A 16,540-nucleotide genomic window follows, 5' to 3' on the forward strand; every position below is an offset into this window, starting at 1 on the left:
TGCTCCTTACATATCATTTGTCAGGTTCTGTATCCTGGTTTGTTTTTACTATAAAATATTAGCTGGAAGGTTTTAGTTGTTGCAACAGTTTTTCTGGTGGCAGGTTGCTGATAATTTCTCTGAGGCTGGCGTAAAAATGTTTTGATTCAAAGTCCACCAGGATATCATCTATAGTGAGGGCCCGCGCCATACTCAATCCACGAAGTGATCTGCAGCGGCTGAGAGCGACATAGGTCTGGCCGGTTTCAAAAGATCCTTTTCCAAGATCAAGATGTATTTTCTCTATGGTTTTTCCCTGACTTTTATGAATAGTACTTGCCCAGCCGGCAATGAGGGGAAATTGCCTGTACGAACCAATCTCAGTCCGATCAATTTTCCTTTCCCGTTTATTCCAGCTGTAGTGATACTCCTTCCATTCAACCCGGCCAACATCGACAATTTTCCCAGAATCGAACAGTTGAACGAAGACTTTATCGTTGAGGAGTCTTTTGACAATGCCAACGGTTCCATTAATCCAACGTTGTGATCGGTCATTTCTGGTAAAAAGTATCTGGGCGCCAATTTTTAAAATGAGGTTTTTGGGTGCGGGGAGCCTGGTGCTGTTGAACTGACCCGAAACCAACCCTCGATAGATCTTCGACGTTCCATTCAGACACGCAAGGGCCGTGTTGTTTATTTCATCCACAGTTTTATTTCTTGGAGAAAGACAGATAGCCCCATTTGGTGGAGTGTCAGTTATTGTGCAGCCTGCATTAAGCCTTCTCACCGTTTCCTTGACATCGATTCCCTCCCGGAGCCGGGTTAAGATATTGACAAAGCTCTGGTCCGACTGTCGATATGTTCGCTTGAGTTCAACGGCATAGTAGGTGGAATTTTGCAGGCATCTGGCGTTATAAAATTTCGGAGAGCCGTAATGTTTAATGAAAAGTGGTTGCAGCGATTGCGGGACCACCGGCGGGAGTTGAAACATATCACCCACCATGATAACCGGGAGACCGCCAAATGGTTTGTTGACTTCCCTGTTGACCCGTAAAAAAGCACTTACTCCGTCCAGAAGATTGGAGGTGACCATGGAAATCTCGTCTATGATGAGGAGCTTTGCCTCTGCAATCTCTTTTCTTTTCGGGAGATGTTTTATGTCGTTTTTGACGATCCAGCCAGGCGGCAGTTGACAGAGGGAGTGGAGGGTCTTTCCGCCAATATTCAATGCAGACATGGCGGTTGGAGCTCCAAGTAATACGGAACCTTCAAATTCTTTCATGGCCCAGCGAACGAAAGTACTTTTTCCTGTACCGGCACCCCCGGTAATAAAAATTAAAGGGAAGCCTGAATCGATAAGACCTTTAACCAAGGTGTACTCTGGAAGAATATCTATGGTGGAGAGATCAAATTCGGATTTGTTGTCGGGCTGTATGCTGGCAACCATATCTCTGCTGAAGGTAAACTCTCGTCTTTCTTCACGGTCAAGAGAGCCCGCAAGTTTGTTGAAAACGAATCCGGCAGCTGAGGCGACAGCGAGCAGAGTGAAAGGATCCATAGAAAGACCGGTTTGAAGCAGTGTTGAAGGGTGTAAAAAAACCCTGAAAAAATTAGAGATACTTTTGAATTATCTATAATTTCCTATTCTGCCCGGTAAGTCAAGGTTACAATATTCAGGGCTATGGGTTTAGGGTTTAAACCGGACTTTTATAAAGGTTTGTAGGTGTGATTTGCTTTCTGCCAAGGTGTTGTTTGATCAAATAATGCCAACTTTTTTCCAGTAGCCATCTATTTGCAGTTTTTGTCGCAGGAACGCAAGAAAATCATCATCGCTGCAATTTTGCTCGCAATTGGCTTGAAACTCTTGAAAAATGAGGGCCTGTTGATTTTTTGTATAGAGGTTCCACTCAATGAGCAGATCGTCTATTTGTGCCTGTGTCATGCAATTTCAGTCCGCAGTACGTGCTATTTTTGTTTGGGCTGGCTGTTAAGAAATTGCAACCAGCTTATCTCCTGGTTGCGGGTACGTAATATTTTTAAATATTCACAGGCAAGTCGTATTCTTGTGTCACGATCATAGGAATTCCACTTGCTGTACAGTTGCTTTTTCTGAAGTGCAGTCATTTCTATCCTCTCAGGTATTAATAAGAGACAATATGGGCAAACGATCTTACAAATACCTTACTTTGCTAGGAAATGTCACTTGTGCTGGCAATATTTTTGAGGGGGAGAATATGTATAGGGGAGACAAGGGACGGGGGGTGGTGGGAGAGTCATAGGACAGGATCATCTGCATCGCACAAATGATCCTGTTCCTGTAAGGCAAATATCAGGCGCTGGTCAGAAAAACAGTGACTTCGCCATCCTGAAAAACATAGTCTTTGCCCTCGGTGCGAAGCTTACCCTTCTCCCTCGATGCGGCCCAGGAGCCTGCCGCCACAAGGTCGTTGTAAGGAACAACTTCTGCCCGGATAAAGTGTTTCTCAAAATCCGTATGGATCACAGCCGCTGCCTGGGGTGCCTTTGTCCCTCTTTTAATTGTCCAGGCCCGGGTCTCTTTTTCTCCGGTGGTGATAAAAGAGATGAGATCAAGAAGGGAGTATGCAGCTTTTGCGAGGCGGGCCAGTCCAGATTCTTTAATACCGAGATCGGCGAGAAAAATGGTCGCTTCCTCATCATCCATTTCAGAGAGTTCAGCTTCAATTTTTGCTGACACACAGACGACCTCATCGCCATGCGCCCTGGCATATTCTCTCAGTTTAGCAACATATTCGTTGTCTTCACCGGAAACAAGGTCCTCCTCACTGACGTTAGCGACGTAGATTACCTTCTTGTTGGTGAGAAACTGGCTCTCTCTTGCAATGAGTATTCTCTCGTCATCGGTAAGCTGTGCGAGACGTGCTGGCTTTTCTTCCTCAAGTATGGCTTTGAGTTTCTGCAGACCACTCAGTTTTATTTTTGCATCTCTGTCCTGGCCACGTGCTTTCTTTTCTTCTGTGATGATACGTTTTTCAACGAGTTCAAGGTCAGACAAGATAAGCTCGAGGTTAATCGTCTCAATGTCGCTGACCGGGTCAATGGATCCATGGACATGGGTAATGTTATCATCGACAAAACAGCGAACCACATGGGCGATCGCCTCAACACTTCTTATATGGCCGAGGAAAAGATTGCCAAGACCTTCTCCCTGGGAAGCGCCTTTAACAAGCCCCGCGATATCTACAAATTCAATTGCAGTGGGAATAATTTTGTTGGAAGTGCCAAGTTTAGCAAGGACATCAAGGCGTTCGTCCGGGACTTTGACAATACCGATATTAGGTTCAATGGTACAGAACGGGTAATTACTCGCCTCAGCACCTGCTTTGGTGAGAGCATTAAACAACGTTGATTTACCTACATTTGGTAAACCGACAATTCCTATCTTCATGAAAGAGAACTCCTTATATTCAGGTCGAAATAGTACAAATGGAGGCAGACTATAGAAGAAAAGCCCATATAACACAAGGTGAATTTACAGATAAAAAAATCTACTGAAAAATTAAGGGGATGAACTGCTCTCAATACTTAAACTCTTTAGAGAAAAGGTGAGTATTGAGAGCATTGATAAAAATAGAGCAGGACGCGAGGTATAGCGGCGGTCCTGAGAGTGGCTTACTTCGTCCAGACCTCCGGTTCGTATGAACCTGGGGTGCAATATTCAATCCTATAGGGTTCGACGACAATCAACGAATATTTTGGATCATCCGGTCCATCAAAAATTGGTGAGAGCATATCATTCCAGAATGCATGAAGTTCTTCTTTATCTGTTGTGATATGTGCTTTCCCCTGGATCTGGAGATAAGGCTTCATCTCCATCAGGCTGTTGACTCCACAGGTGAGATGGACATTATCGTTATGCTTTATCTGATCTACCTTTCTTGAGTGAACAAAAGTAGCACAGCGAAGAGAGAAATCGCCCCCTCCGACGGTGACAACATATCTCACCCAGGGATTGTTTTGTTCGGTGACTGTTGCAAGTGCGGCAAGTTGTGGTTTGTGAATGATATCTAAAATACGCTGTTGTAAATCAGCCATTTGTGTCCTCCAATAATTGTTTTTATATATCTAACGCTTCATTGTACTGGTAAAGCAGATTTTATTTTCTGCCAGTCAAATAGGCAGGCACTATAAAAATAATAAGGAGTTAAACGGGTTGGAGAAAATCGTGGTGGATAAAACTCTTACAGGCTGGAAGAATTTTATATCATCAGAGTGACTATTGCGGGGGGCAATTCCGGGTGGGTATTTGTATCACTCATCATCGTAGAAGGAGATGAAACAGCCCGGATCATGTTTCCACGATCCGGGCTGCTTGGTTGCTCGGGCTGGACTGTTGTCAGCCACCGCCTACAACGGGGAAGATGGCAAGTATGTCACCTTCCTTGGGTTCTACCTCAAACTGGGTGTGTCTCGAGTTGATCATGAGAACGCCCACCTCTTCTCTGTCGATGTTAAGGGAATCCACAATATCACCTACGGTGGTCTGTGCTTTTATTTCCCACTCTTCGACGTTGAAGCGGTTGTCGCGAAAATAAGCGAATAATTTTACGGTGATTTTCATCGAAAAAGCTTTTCCTTAAAAGTTCCAGAAGGTATCAATTTCTTCACCTGTAAAATCACAGACTACATTATGAGGTGGCAGCGGCTCATCGTAGAAAAATTCAGGCAATCTGTCGTCTGCCTCGGTGAATCCTGCAGCGATATTGAATTTTCTTTCGGTTTTGAGGATGTACTGACCAAGGTTCACGACATCATCACCGGTCAGGGCAATACCAAAACGAGCGTTAATCAGATCAATGAGCGCAGGCAGGCAGGTTTCATCGTCGAGTGCTGCAAAAGCAATAAAGAGACACATGCCCGTGGAATCGATGGCGGCGGTTGCAATCTGCAGGTTTCTGGAAAGCTCCACCTGTCCTTCTTTTGAAAGAGGGTCTAATTGTCCACCAACGTTGAGGATGTTGGTGGCAATGGTGTAACCCATGGTGTGATCTGCGCCCTGGGTAGAGGTAGCGTAGGTTATCCCCATACCTTTGATGGACCGTGGATCATAGGCGGGAATAGCCTGGTTTTTAACGACAGGCACTCTTGTTATGCCAAAAGAACGTCCAACCGAACCGGTTCCATTGCCGATGATTCTGCCGAGACCGGTACCTTTTGCAATTTCTTCACGGAGAATCCTGAGGATACCTGCGCCGTCACCAAATTCGAGGACACCAGCCTCCATGGCGACACCCATGGCAACAGAAGTCTCAATGGAGTCGATTCCGATATCGTCCATGATCTGATCAGCTTCTGCAATCTGGTCAAGGTTGTCCACGCAACAATCGGCCCCCATTGCCCAGATAGATTCATACTCGATACCGGAAGTAAGCTTGTTGCCCTTGGCGTCATTGTACACCTGGGAGCATTGAATGACGCAACCAGGATGGCAGTTGTGCTTTACCTTGCCGCCGCGCTGGGTGATGATATCTGCCATGGTTTCACCCGAGATGGATTCATGACCCGCAAATTGTCCCTGGGTGAAGTTTTTGGTTGGCAGTCCACCGGACTCGTTAATGATGTTAACAAGTACGTTGGTACCGTAAGCACCCAATGCCTGACTGACGGGATGGCCGACCAATGCCTTGGCAAAAGCCCTGTTTGCTGCTTTGAATTCTTCAGGTTGAGCTATTTCTACTGTTCCATCCTGGGGATCAATCGAGATGAACTTGATCTTTTTGGAACCCATGACTGCACCAAGACCCCCGCGACCGCTGGAGCGCAGTCCGCCATCAGGATCCTGAACGGAGATATTGGCTGCAGCCATTTTCATTTCACCGGCCTGGCCAATACTGAGTACACCGACCTTGGATTCAAACTTTGCATTGACGCTTTTGATAACGTCAAAGTTTCCTTTGCCGACAAGCTTGGTTTCCTCGGTGATTGTAATTCCGGCAGGGGTTACAGCCAGGCTGTACCATTTGTCTTCAGTCGGTTGGCCTTCGATGATAATGGCCTTGCAACCGGCTTTTGCAAGAAATTGTGCAGAGGTTCCACCAGCATTGGATTCCTTGATGGTGCCGGTGAGTGGGCTTTTGGCGCCGATGGACAGGCGGCCTGAGTTTGCGGCCACGGTACCAGATAGAAGGCCTGGAGCGATAACCAGTTTATTCCTTTTTCCCAGAGGGTGGCAGGTAGGTTCAACTTCTTCTGCGACTATGGTTGAGGTCAGGCCTCGACCGCCATGTCCGGCCCATGCAGCGGGTACCTCTTCAACTGAAGTGGTAAGGGTTGTCATGTTTACACGAAAAATCTTATCAGCCATCATGTTCTCCTTGTTGTGTTTATATATTTGTGCTGATTCGTTGCTCAAGTAAGTGCTGCCTGGAACTTTGAAATGATGTGCTGGATATAATGCTGTTCATTTCGACCAGGCTGAAAAATTAAAGTGTCATCTGTTGTAAACGACCAGGATGTCTACCTGATATTTTAAATTACTGTTCATACATAACCTTGCCGGCGTCTCTGAGGTTGTAACCGCCGAGAGCCATGATCATATTTTTAAAGCCATCATCGTTTCGGATAAGATCAAGCAGACAGCAGATCTTGTATTCTTCAAGAAAAGACGTGGGGATAATAAGATCGTAACGCTCTTCTGCTATGGGAACAAAATCAAGGTCAAGAGCATTGGCTGCCGCGCGAATGCCAAGGCCTGTATCGACGCTGCCATTGGCCACTGCGGCGGCAATGCTCATATGGGTGTACTCTTCGTGACCATATCCGGGGATGTCCTGGGGGTCGATTCCTTCGTCACGCAGTACCTTATCGGTGAGCAGTCTGGTTCCTGCCCCGTTTTGTCTATTGATAAAAACGAGCCTGTTATCGCGAATATCTTTGAATGTTTTGATGTTTTTGGGGTTACCCTTTGGTACGATAAAGCCCTGTTCCCTGTAACAGAGATTTATAAGTTGCAAAGGAATATCTTTTAGAAAACGCTGAATAAAACTGATGTTGTACTCCCCGGTTTCTTCGTCGAGAAGATGGCTGCCGGCGACATGTGCTTCACCTCGTTTTATGGCCATAATGCCACCCATTGAACCAACATGGGCTGAGGAAATACGAACCATGGGGCGTTTTTTATAGAGCTGGTTGGCAAGCAAATCAAGGATGTTGTCGTGGCTGCCGATACAGACGAGGGTCGCATCAACTTCAGTCTGTGAGCGGAGTAGCTCTATTTCCACCTGTTCGCCTGCGCCGATTCCTTCCTTGCCTGCTTCAATGGTGAGCAGACCGTCGGCGCGAACGAGCGACATGACAGCGCCTGCACCTTTGCCCGATGGGGTTGCCATAAGGTTGTTGCCAACCCGGCCAAGGGTGATTCTAACGAATTGATCAACTCCCATGGAGGAGTGGATTGGGCGGGAGAGCGTGGCGCTGACCATTTCTTTTGGAGGCTCTCCCTGGCCGAGATACCTTGAAAGAACTTCGCGGATAAAAATTCTCATGGTGAGCAGGGCTGAAACCGGATAGCCCGGAAGACCAATTACCGGGGTGTTTCCAATCATGGCAAGTATCACCGGTTTTCCAGGCTTGATAGCCACACCATGGACGATGACTGTACCGACTTCGGCAAGTACCTTGGCGCTAAAATCGCGGGTTCCTGCGGAGGCTCCGGCGTTGAGAACGACCAGATCATTTTCGGCTGCCGCCTGCAGGAGATGTTTTTTCAAGAGTTCAGGATCATCCATAACCGGAAGACCGCGGGATGTATCTGCTCCCCATTCGTTGAGGTAGCCTGCGAGGATCCGAGAATTAAACTCGATAATCTGTCCGGGAGCAGGGACCTGTCCAGGCTGAATGAGCTCGCTGCCCGTTGGGATAACGTGGGCTTTAGGGCGCTTTTTAACTTTTACTTTGGTCACCCCGGTTGCAAGCATGGCTCCCTGGTCAATAGGGCGAATTGTATGGCCTTCAGGGATGATCAGTTCCGTTGAGACGATGTCTTCTCCGATGGTTCTGACGTGCTGCCAGGGTGTTGCGGGAGCGTGGATCTCTACCTTATCCGGGGCCACCTGATGCACCTCTTCTATCATCACCACCGCATTAAACCTGTCGGGTATGGCGTTGCCCGTGTTGACTGGAGCATATTGGTCTGCAGTAAGACAAAGAGGTGCTGCCTCACTTGCTCCGGCCAGGTCCTTGAAGTGAACGGCAATACCGTCCATGGCTGCGGCGTTATAGGATGGCGATGAGCGTCTGGCAATGACCGGTTCCGCGGTCAGGCGACCGAGACTGTCATCCACTGCGATTTCCTCAACGGTGTTGCTGGTGAAAAAACCCTGTTCCTGCAGAGCGGAAAGCCATAATTGCCTTGCCTCTTTAAGTGGCTTATTACTCACATATACGTTTCGTGTGCTCATTTATATAGTGTTACCTTAACGATTGAATTTTCAGAAATTCCCTGGCTGTCCTCATCAATGAGAAAGAAACCGTCGGCCTTTGAAAGGGTGGAGATTGACCCGGATTTCCCCATAACAGGGTCTGCAGTGACAGCGGAATCTTTTTGTTTGAGTTTTACCCGGATAACATCAAGACGTCCGGCAGCGGAGTTAATATTTCGATTCAGTTTTGCTTCGATAGTATGCACGGAAAATTCATTTTCAGGGACAAGCCCGGAAAGCCTTTCAATTGCAGGCTTTATGAAAAAATCAAAGCAGACCACTGCGGAGACAGGGTGCCCCGGCAGGCCAAAAATCGGAGTTGTGCCACTCATCCCTATGATAACAGGTTTTCCCGGCTTGAGTTTGACCCCATGGACAAGGATTCCGGGAGGGCCGAGTTCTTCAATGATCTGTTCACCAAGATCGCGGACGCCGACCGAACTGCCTCCAGAAAAGAGGACGATATCATTTTCGGCAATGGCCGCTTTGACTGCCGAAAGAAAAATATCCTTTTGATCGGAGACAATACCGTAATCAACAAAGATGCCCCCCGCCTGACGGACAAGTCCTGAAAGCGTCAAGGTGTTGATGTTGCGAATCTGCCCAGGGGCGGGCTTATCTTTGTGATCGATTATCTCATCACCTGTGGACAGTATCCCGACCCGTATCTTTTTTGTCACCTTGACTGTTTTGGCCCCAATTGCTGCAAGCATGCCGATATCCTGCGGTCTCAGGCGTCTGCCGCGTGGCAAGGCCTGGCCACCGGCTGCAATATCTTCACCTTTCTGGACAAGGTTGGTTCCGGCCCCAACACTTTTGACGACTTCGAGCATGGTGTCATCAACGGGAACGGTATGTTCCAGCATTACCACGCTGTCTGCGCCGGCCGGACACAGGCCTCCTGTGGGTATTTTATGGCAGCAGCCCTTTTTCACCTCGCCGGCGGGTGCCTTGCCCATGAGTACCTCACCTGTAATGTTGAGGTAGCATGGCATGGCTTCACTTGCTCCGAAAGTGTCTCCTGCCCGCACTGCAAAGCCATCCATGGTTGATCGTGGATGGGCCGGAAGATCCTCGCCTGAGAAAACGGGTTCGGCGAGAACGCGATCAAAGGCTTCGCAAAGAGGAAGATCTTCTGTCTGGATGCTAATTACTGCCAGCTGGTTCTCCAGTATCTGCTGAGCTTTGGCCACGGTACAGAGAATGCTGCGACCGAGCATATCCTTTGTTTGTGTGATATCAGTCATTTGATGTGATGATTTTGAGATTTATTGTCTGACAGCCAGCAAGACTGTCAGAGAGGTTTGTAAGAGGAACGGTGTTTTTATCTATCTCAATATCAGTAATATTTTCACAAAGTCCAGAGCGCTTTGAGAGAAAAGTCAAAAGCTTTGGGGTGCTCAGTTCTATACCGGTTTGTAAAAGATCCTCTCCACGTTCTTTGGCTATGGAGTTGAAAAGTTTGAGGGTAACTGTCAGGGTGTTCTCTTCACGGTCGGTTTGAGGCTGTACTGCTGTTCGGGTACGCAGAGCAGCGTGGATACTGTTTTTTCTGAAAATTGCTCCGGCAAGGCCAGGCATAGCGGCCGAAAGAGCGAGGACCGGATGTTCTCCGGTTATGTGCAAGTTCAGGTCATCTACAGGGGTTCCGTTGAGAAAAATGGTTTCGATGGTAGCCTGAATGTATTCAGGACTGAAACCTGGAAGCTGACAAAGGAAAAAGCCTATCTCTGTATTCATGGGAGTCTTTATCTCTACACCTGCTTGTAATACAGTTGTGAAAAGATGAAGCGAGTCTGGCTGAACAGTCAAGGTGACACTTTTTAGAGGGTGTTGCTCTTTCATTTTGAAAGCTTATCATGTAAATGTCATTTCTGCGGTCTGGCTGCTGAGTATATTGCCTCAAAGCCAGATTCTTAGTCAAATGTTATGCCAATATATCTACAACGAATTGCATCTTAACGATATAAAAAAATGCAATATTTTTACTTAAAATACCCTAGAGGAACAAATAATGACACTTGGACCACTGAAGGTAAGTATAGGATATCAACAGTTTAATGGGCCGGTTGTAGCTGTTGTGATGGATGGTGTGGGCTTGGGCTCAATGGATGAGCGGGATGGAGTGTTCATGGCCTACACCCCGGTGCTGGACCGACTATTAACAGAACCGCTGATGGTAAAACTGAAAGCCCATGGCACCGCAGTCGGGCTACCGTCCGATGGTGATATGGGGAATTCTGAAGTCGGACACAACGCTCTTGGTGCTGGTAGAGTTTTTGCCCAAGGTGCCCAGCTGGTCAATGATGCCCTTGCTTCGGGGGCTGTTTTTCAGACACCGGTTTGGGAGGAACTGAAAAGACGAGGGCTGGAAGGGGGGACGCTTCATTTCATTGGCTTGCTGTCCGATGGCAATGTACACAGCAATATTGCCCAGTTATTTTTGCTGCTCGAGCAATGTGCCAAAGAAAATCTACCGAAGGTCCGTCTCCATGTCCTCCTTGATGGCCGAGATGTAGAGCAGAAAAGCGCGCTGATTTATATAAAGGCTCTTGAGGAAAAAATTGCAGGATTTGGAGCAGCATGCGATTACAAAATTGCTTCCGGTGGTGGACGAATGATAACGACCATGGATCGGTATAACGCCAACTGGAGTGTGGTGGAAAGAGGCTGGAAGGCCCACGTATTAGGGGTTGGTCGGAAATTTTCATCGGCGGCTGAAGCGGTACAGACCTATTACAGCGAAGATCCGGAGATGACCGACCAGTACATGGAAAGTTTTGTAATCGAGGGTGACAATGGGCCTGTCGGCACTGTAGAAGATGGCGATGGTGTCGTCCTTTTCAACTTTCGTGGTGATCGGGCAATCGAAATCTCCAGGGCCTTTGAGGAAGATGATTTCGATGCATTTGATCGAGTGAGAAAGCCAGATGTTTTTTACGCTGGGATGATGCAATATGATGGAGACGCACTCATTCCAAAACAATATCTGGTACAACCACCGGCCATTGATAATACACTGGGCGAGTATTTATGTGCGAGCAAGGTCCGCTCCTATGCGATTGCCGAGACCCAGAAATTTGGCCATGTGACATATTTCTGGAATGGTAACAAAAGCGGCTATATCGATGAGGAACTTGAGAAATATGAAGAGATCCTGTCAGACAGGATAGCCTTTGATCTGAAACCATGGATGAAGGCCGGGGAGGTTACAGATAAGGTCGTTGATGCCATAAATGGCGGTGACTTCAAGTTTATTCGCCTCAACCTTGCCAATGGTGATATGGTGGGGCATACTGGAGTTGAGGCGTCGGTTCGGGTTGCCGTTGAAACCGTGGATATCTGCCTGAAACGTATTGAGTCTGCAGTGAAAAAAGCAGGCGGTATTTTTGTTGTTACGGCGGATCATGGCAATGCAGACTGTATGTGGAACGAAAAAAATGGAACCAAAAACCCGATGGTGGCACATACCCTCAATCCTGTGCCTTTTATAGTGAAGGATTATAGTGGAGCGAACAGCTTTACAATCAATAATACTGTGGAAACCCCAGGACTTGCCAATGTAGCGGCAACACTTTGTACCCTGCTTGGCTTTGAGCCACCTGAAGATTATGAACCATCTCTTTTGCAACTGCAAAAATCTAAATAAACTGGAGATAAATGTCTGAAAGAATAAGTAAGTCTGAAATGAAGAGACGTTTCAAGCAGGAGGAGGAGGCGGCCATGGAGCTCGCTCTTCTTTCCGATAAAGATCTGAAAAAGCTGGAAGTGAGTGAAGATCTGAAAAAAGAAATTCTTCAATGTCGCACGGTAAAAGGCGGGTCCAGGAAGCGTCAGGTAAAGTATATGGCCAAGCTGATGCGGGAAGAATCCGTAGATGATATCCTGGATTTTCTTGCCGCAAGAAAAGGCTCTAAACTCAAAGATAATAAGCTCCATCATGAAGCAGAACGTCTACGGGACGCAATAATTACAGAGGCGATTGAGCAGCAGCAACTCTGTCTGCAGGCGAACCTGCCATGGGAGCCGGACTGGGATGGAGAACTGATTGACGCATTGGTTGAGAGATATTCAATCGATAGTGGTGATCTGCGGCGAACTGTTCACCAGTATGTAAAGACCAGATTTCATAATCTCTACAAGGAAGTATTTCGTATTGTAAAGGCGGCGTTGGAAAAAGATCAGTTGCTCTCAGACAGTGAACTTCAATAATTTGTGGGGTTGAGGTATTGCAGTTGCGCCATGAGGGTAACATGCAGTAACAATTTTTTTGCTCCATTCCTCTTGTAGGTAATGGAGCAAACTGCCTGAAGCGCTTCAGGTTTTCCTGAGGTGTTCCGAAAGTGAATGAAAAACGAGAAACAACCTGTTTTTAGTGGTGAGACTCCTTTCTTTTAAGCTGTTTATTGCGGTGTTCGCTAACGCACATCACCTTTTCATCTGCTCATTGATTTTTTCAATTAAATATTGGAAATAGGTGTTTTCCCTTAAAATGTGCTAAACTATGGAAGTTGGCCTGAGGGTATTCATCTACAAAACAATTTCTGGTGAAATATGGGTTTACGTCGTTTCAAAAGTGAGAGCAGACTGTATTATGTCAGCCTTTTTGCTCTCTTTGGTCTGGCCATTGCCTTGTGTACGGCATTTCTGAATTATCGTGTAGAACTCGTTTCTCTCGACGCCAAGCTCAGTCAAAATGCAGAAGTGGTTTTTGATCTTAAGATTAAGGAATTTGATAATTTTAATGCTGGGCTGGAGGAAATTGTCGGGTCGCTTCGTGACAGTTCTTTTCTCTATAACTACTTAGTAGACCCATCACCTGCAAATTATGACAGTCTTGCTGCCTGTATACTCACCATAGCCAATAGCCACCTGTCTCTGATGCAGGTTCGTTATCTTGATGAAAATGGATTGGAACGGGTCAGGGTTGACTGGATGGTGGGAGATAAACGGGCTCATCTGATTGAGCAGGACCTTCTGCAGGACAAAAGTAACCGCTATTATTTTCAAGAGTCGTCTCAGGTTCCTCCCTTTCATTACTGGTATTCAAATCTTGACCTTAATGTGGAACGGGGCACAATTGAAATCCCTGAAAAACCCGTTCTTAGAATCGCTTCTCCTGTCTACATCAATCAACAGTTTCGGGGTATCGTAATTGTGAATGTGCGGATGAAAGAATTTCTGAACAGATTTCTCAATAATGGGGTTTTTCATCTTAGCCTGATAGATAAAGATGGATATTTTCTCATAAGCCATGATGAGGAGAAATCCTGGTCGAGATACCGTGAAACGGGATATCAGATCGGAAACGTCTATCCAGAGCAGGCAAATAAGATTCTCCACTATAGTGGGGACGGTGGACTGAAGAAAATCGGCAATATTTTTACAGGCTCTTTCGGTGACCTGTTGAGCAAGGATGGTGCTGTTTTATTGATGGTTGCAGACGAGGGTACTGTAAACATCATGCGAGAAGAAAGACAGAAAGCAGCGGTATTTATTGTGGCAATCATTGTTCTGCTTTCTATACCTCTGGCGGTGCTTATCTCAAGAGGACCGGCCCGGCTCCATAAGAAAATTTCCAGCCAGAATAGAAAATTGACCGAATCCATTGAACTGATTGACAAGAATATTCACAGAGCGAGTCTGGATCTGCAGAGAAATTTTCAGGAAGTCAGCAGTGCCCTGGCGACGAGTCTGGGCGGTTCTAAGGCGAGTTTTGTCGGCGTTCAATATAGTCAATTGTACTGTACATTGCAGCCAAAAGGATATTACGACAGGGTTTGGGAGGCCGTAGAACGTGACGGAAGCTGGTCCGGGGAATTACAGCATGCAAAGGGTAATGGTGAGTGTTACTGGGCGGATACCGTAGTTTTACCGAAAAAAAACGAAGACGGAATTTTGGTTGGTTATTCATTAATTTATCAGGATATTACCGATAAGAAGCGAATTGAAGAGCTTTCTGTACGGGACGAGTTGACCGGCCTGTATAACCGTCGTTTTTTTAATGCGGTCATCAGTAAAGAACTGAGCCAGGCACAGCGGGACAAAGGTGTCATTGTCTTTGCCATGATGGACCTGGATTTTTTTAAACAATATAACGATAATTATGGTCATCAGCAGGGAGATGTCGTCCTGAAACAGGTGTCGGCTGCTATCAGTTCAAAACTCACCAGAGGCAGTGACTACTGCTTCAGACTCGGGGGAGAGGAGTTTGGTCTTCTTTTTACCGAAAAGGACAACGAGAGAACGTTTGACTTTGTGGATTCTATTCGCCGGGCGGTGGAGGAGGTGGCCATTGAACATAAATGGAGTTCTGTATCAGGTGTTGTGACAGTCTCAATAGGGGTGGTTGTTATTGGCCCTCTTCCGGGAGTGACGGTTGATCAGGTGTACAAAGGTGCAGACGAGGCACTCTATGCCGCGAAAAATGAAGGAAGAAACTGTGTTGTTCTTCGCAGGTTTGGGTCAGATAAAAATGAAACAGAAGGTTAAGGTAAGAAATGTCGATCCGTTTAATGGCAAAAGACCTCTATGCAGCTCAGCAGAATGTGGATCAGTTAGAGAAAAAAATGGCAGAGAGTTCCACTGCTGAACTTTTAGAGCTCTCAGGAGAACTGAAGCTTGCCCTGAAAGAGCGGGACATGCTTCGGAGAATGTTGGATGGGGAAAAGGAATCCGGGAAATTCCGTCAAAAATTTGAAGGTTTTGGGCGAACCAAAAAATAGGGTACATCTTTTGACGGAGTCTGCTTCTGGTGATCGAAAGAAAGCTCTGCAGCTCCCTGTTTAACGCACTTCATCACTGTCCACGTAGGCGTAGGCACTGTGTTTGTGGATGGACTCAAAACTTTCAACACTTGCAGAAAACCAATTGATATCGGGATGTTCTAGGGCAAGAACGGCGACCTTCCGTACAACGTCTTCAACAAACATTGGATTATTATAGGCTTTTTCTGTGACATATTTTTCATCAGGACGTTTTAAGAGCGCGTAAACCTCGCAGGATGCCGATTGTTCCACGAGTTCTATGAGGTCTTCAACCCAGATGAAATTATGGAAAGTGACATTAAGAGTTACTTCACCCCGCTGATTGTGAGCCCCGCCTGAACTGATCTCCTTTGAGCAGGGGCAGAGAGTGGTTACCGGTACACGGACTGACAGTATAAAACCGTCATTGTCACCGATGCCGCCAGAGAATGTGCAGTCATATTCCATGAGACTGTGGGTGTCGCTAACGGGGGCTTTTTTATCGATGAAATAGGGAAAGCTCATCTCCAGACGGACGCTTTTCGCCTGTAATTGTTTTTGTAATTTGGGCAATATCGAGGAGAAACTGGCGACAGAGAGTTCGTCTAAATGTTCCTGAAGTATCGAAGTGAAGATATCGGCGCAGTTGTGAGTGCTTTTCTCAGAAAGGTTTGCCTGCATAGAAATGGTGGCAATAGTGTTTTGCAGCCCGCCTCCCTTTTCTTTAACCCGAATCGGAGTTTTAAGATTTTTTAACCCAACAGTTTGGATATACATAGGTCTATTCACTTCATTGTATCCCGTGTTTTATACAGACTTTTTGTTTACCTTTTATACCATTCCCGTATGTCTCAATTGTATGGAGACGTTTGTTACATAACCTGTTTGACGATCTTAAACAATACTCTTTTGGACGGTGGAAGCAAGACCTGTTACATTCCAGACGGTTAGGGGCTGCCTGGTGTAGTTTTAACTTTTCCCTGCATAGCTTTTTATATAGTGATGAGAACAGCGATAATCCAGGGGAAACAGTAATATTTCCAGCTATTCCCGTTTTAGGGCTGAATGTACAGTTTAAGAGCGGTTTTTCAACCATAGCCCCTTTGCGACGAGACATAATCTGAAGTCATACTCTCAAATTGTATTTATTTATAATTTTTTGCAAATTTCACACTGATTTTAGCGCATTTTGACCATACGTATCCAACAATCTTGGAGATTTCGATTTTCCAAGCATATTTTTGATCTCTGATAACTGAATAACCGCTAAACTATGGTACTGCTACGTCCGGCATACCTCTTTCAATGTGGGGCCATTTATTCCATGAGCTATGGCTCGTAAAATAGTTTCCATAG

At 46.3% G+C, this 16,540-nt stretch carries 15 protein-coding genes; 4 read left to right on the forward strand and 11 right to left on the reverse strand.

All coding sequences use genetic code 11. The annotated features are described in order from the left end of the window. Positions 1–58 precede the first annotated feature (58 nt). From FCL48_RS18350 to FCL48_RS18390, 10 genes are all read right to left on the reverse strand, one after another. Complete coding sequence (locus FCL48_RS18350) at positions 59–1,537, reverse strand: ATP-dependent RecD-like DNA helicase (RefSeq protein WP_136874321.1); 1,479 nt, start codon at positions 1,535–1,537, stop codon at positions 59–61. Positions 1,538–1,735: 198 nt separating this feature from the next. Continuing rightward, complete coding sequence (locus FCL48_RS18355; RefSeq protein ID WP_136874323.1) at positions 1,736–1,921, reverse strand: hypothetical protein; 186 nt, start codon at positions 1,919–1,921, stop codon at positions 1,736–1,738. Between the two features lie 23 nt (positions 1,922–1,944). Beyond that, positions 1,945–2,103 carry a hypothetical protein gene (locus tag FCL48_RS25035; protein WP_169309276.1) on the reverse strand — a complete coding sequence of 53 codons (159 nt, stop codon included), beginning with the start codon at positions 2,101–2,103 and terminating at the stop codon, positions 1,945–1,947. 205 nt (positions 2,104–2,308) lie between these two features. Then, entirely contained in the window at positions 2,309–3,406 is a 1,098-nt protein-coding gene (gene ychF, locus FCL48_RS18360; RefSeq protein ID WP_136874325.1) for a redox-regulated ATPase YchF, read from the reverse strand. A 224-nt stretch (positions 3,407–3,630) separates the two neighbouring features. Continuing rightward, positions 3,631–4,053, reverse strand: a complete 423-nt coding sequence (locus FCL48_RS18365) for a pyridoxamine 5'-phosphate oxidase family protein (protein WP_136874327.1) — start codon at positions 4,051–4,053, stop codon at positions 3,631–3,633. A 301-nt stretch (positions 4,054–4,354) separates the two neighbouring features. Further along, positions 4,355–4,579 (reverse strand): MoaD/ThiS family protein, encoded by a 225-nt coding sequence (locus FCL48_RS18370; protein ID WP_136874329.1) that lies wholly within the window; start codon positions 4,577–4,579, stop codon positions 4,355–4,357. Between the two features lie 15 nt (positions 4,580–4,594). Continuing rightward, on the reverse strand, positions 4,595–6,322 hold the full coding sequence (locus tag FCL48_RS18375) for an aldehyde ferredoxin oxidoreductase C-terminal domain-containing protein (protein WP_136874331.1): 1,728 nt from the start codon (positions 6,320–6,322) through the stop codon (positions 4,595–4,597). Positions 6,323–6,491: 169 nt separating this feature from the next. Beyond that, a complete protein-coding gene (locus FCL48_RS18380; protein ID WP_136874333.1) occupies positions 6,492–8,417 on the reverse strand; it encodes a molybdopterin biosynthesis protein in 1,926 nt (641 codons plus the stop codon). Beyond that, a complete protein-coding gene (glp, locus tag FCL48_RS18385) occupies positions 8,414–9,685 on the reverse strand; it encodes a gephyrin-like molybdotransferase Glp (RefSeq protein ID WP_136874335.1) in 1,272 nt (423 codons plus the stop codon). The genes FCL48_RS18380 and glp overlap by 4 nt, the downstream gene beginning before the upstream one ends. Further along, positions 9,678–10,178, reverse strand: coding sequence for a hypothetical protein (locus FCL48_RS18390; RefSeq protein WP_136874337.1), 501 nt, complete (start codon positions 10,176–10,178; stop codon positions 9,678–9,680). Before FCL48_RS18390 ends, glp begins: the two co-directional genes overlap by 8 nt. 274 nt (positions 10,179–10,452) lie before the next feature. On the opposite strand from FCL48_RS18390, the gene gpmI reads away from it, so the two are divergent. The 4 genes from gpmI (at position 10,453) to FCL48_RS18410 (ending at position 15,163) form a co-directional block, all read left to right on the forward strand. Continuing rightward, positions 10,453–12,087, forward strand: coding sequence for a 2,3-bisphosphoglycerate-independent phosphoglycerate mutase (gene gpmI / locus FCL48_RS18395; protein ID WP_136874339.1), 1,635 nt, complete (start codon positions 10,453–10,455; stop codon positions 12,085–12,087). 11 nt (positions 12,088–12,098) lie between these two features. After that, on the forward strand, positions 12,099–12,650 hold the full coding sequence (locus tag FCL48_RS18400; protein WP_136874341.1) for a DUF615 domain-containing protein: 552 nt from the start codon (positions 12,099–12,101) through the stop codon (positions 12,648–12,650). Positions 12,651–12,992: 342 nt separating this feature from the next. Then, complete coding sequence (locus FCL48_RS18405; protein WP_136874343.1) at positions 12,993–14,930, forward strand: diguanylate cyclase; 1,938 nt, start codon at positions 12,993–12,995, stop codon at positions 14,928–14,930. A gap of 8 nt (positions 14,931–14,938) precedes the next feature. Further along, positions 14,939–15,163 (forward strand): hypothetical protein, encoded by a 225-nt coding sequence (locus tag FCL48_RS18410; protein WP_136874345.1) that lies wholly within the window; start codon positions 14,939–14,941, stop codon positions 15,161–15,163. A 60-nt stretch (positions 15,164–15,223) separates the two neighbouring features. On the opposite strand, the gene folE2 is transcribed toward FCL48_RS18410, so the two are convergent. Continuing rightward, positions 15,224–15,961 (reverse strand): GTP cyclohydrolase FolE2, encoded by a 738-nt coding sequence (gene folE2, locus FCL48_RS18415; RefSeq protein WP_136874347.1) that lies wholly within the window; start codon positions 15,959–15,961, stop codon positions 15,224–15,226. Positions 15,962–16,540: the final 579 nt, after the last annotated feature.

This window comes from Desulforhopalus sp. IMCC35007 (genome assembly GCF_005116575.1).
Classification (GTDB): domain Bacteria; phylum Desulfobacterota; class Desulfobulbia; order Desulfobulbales; family Desulfocapsaceae; genus Desulforhopalus_A.

Coding starts and splice junctions, on each gene's coding strand:
- FCL48_RS18370 (WP_136874329.1), bottom strand. CDS start 4,579: ATGAAAATCACCGTAAAATTATTCGCTTATTTTCGCGACAACCGCTTC.
- FCL48_RS18400 (WP_136874341.1), top strand. CDS start 12,099: ATGTCTGAAAGAATAAGTAAGTCTGAAATGAAGAGACGTTTCAAGCAG.
- FCL48_RS18355 (WP_136874323.1), bottom strand. CDS start 1,921: ATGACACAGGCACAAATAGACGATCTGCTCATTGAGTGGAACCTCTAT.
- FCL48_RS18365 (WP_136874327.1), bottom strand. CDS start 4,053: ATGGCTGATTTACAACAGCGTATTTTAGATATCATTCACAAACCACAA.
- FCL48_RS18390 (WP_136874337.1), bottom strand. CDS start 10,178: ATGAATACAGAGATAGGCTTTTTCCTTTGTCAGCTTCCAGGTTTCAGT.
- FCL48_RS18405 (WP_136874343.1), top strand. CDS start 12,993: ATGGGTTTACGTCGTTTCAAAAGTGAGAGCAGACTGTATTATGTCAGC.
- FCL48_RS18410 (WP_136874345.1), top strand. CDS start 14,939: ATGTCGATCCGTTTAATGGCAAAAGACCTCTATGCAGCTCAGCAGAAT.
- gpmI (WP_136874339.1), top strand. CDS start 10,453: ATGACACTTGGACCACTGAAGGTAAGTATAGGATATCAACAGTTTAAT.
- folE2 (WP_136874347.1), bottom strand. CDS start 15,961: ATGTATATCCAAACTGTTGGGTTAAAAAATCTTAAAACTCCGATTCGG.
- ychF (WP_136874325.1), bottom strand. CDS start 3,406: ATGAAGATAGGAATTGTCGGTTTACCAAATGTAGGTAAATCAACGTTG.
- glp (WP_136874335.1), bottom strand. CDS start 9,685: ATGACTGATATCACACAAACAAAGGATATGCTCGGTCGCAGCATTCTC.
- FCL48_RS18380 (WP_136874333.1), bottom strand. CDS start 8,417: ATGAGCACACGAAACGTATATGTGAGTAATAAGCCACTTAAAGAGGCA.
- FCL48_RS18350 (WP_136874321.1), bottom strand. CDS start 1,537: ATGGATCCTTTCACTCTGCTCGCTGTCGCCTCAGCTGCCGGATTCGTT.
- FCL48_RS25035 (WP_169309276.1), bottom strand. CDS start 2,103: ATGACTGCACTTCAGAAAAAGCAACTGTACAGCAAGTGGAATTCCTAT.
- FCL48_RS18375 (WP_136874331.1), bottom strand. CDS start 6,322: ATGGCTGATAAGATTTTTCGTGTAAACATGACAACCCTTACCACTTCA.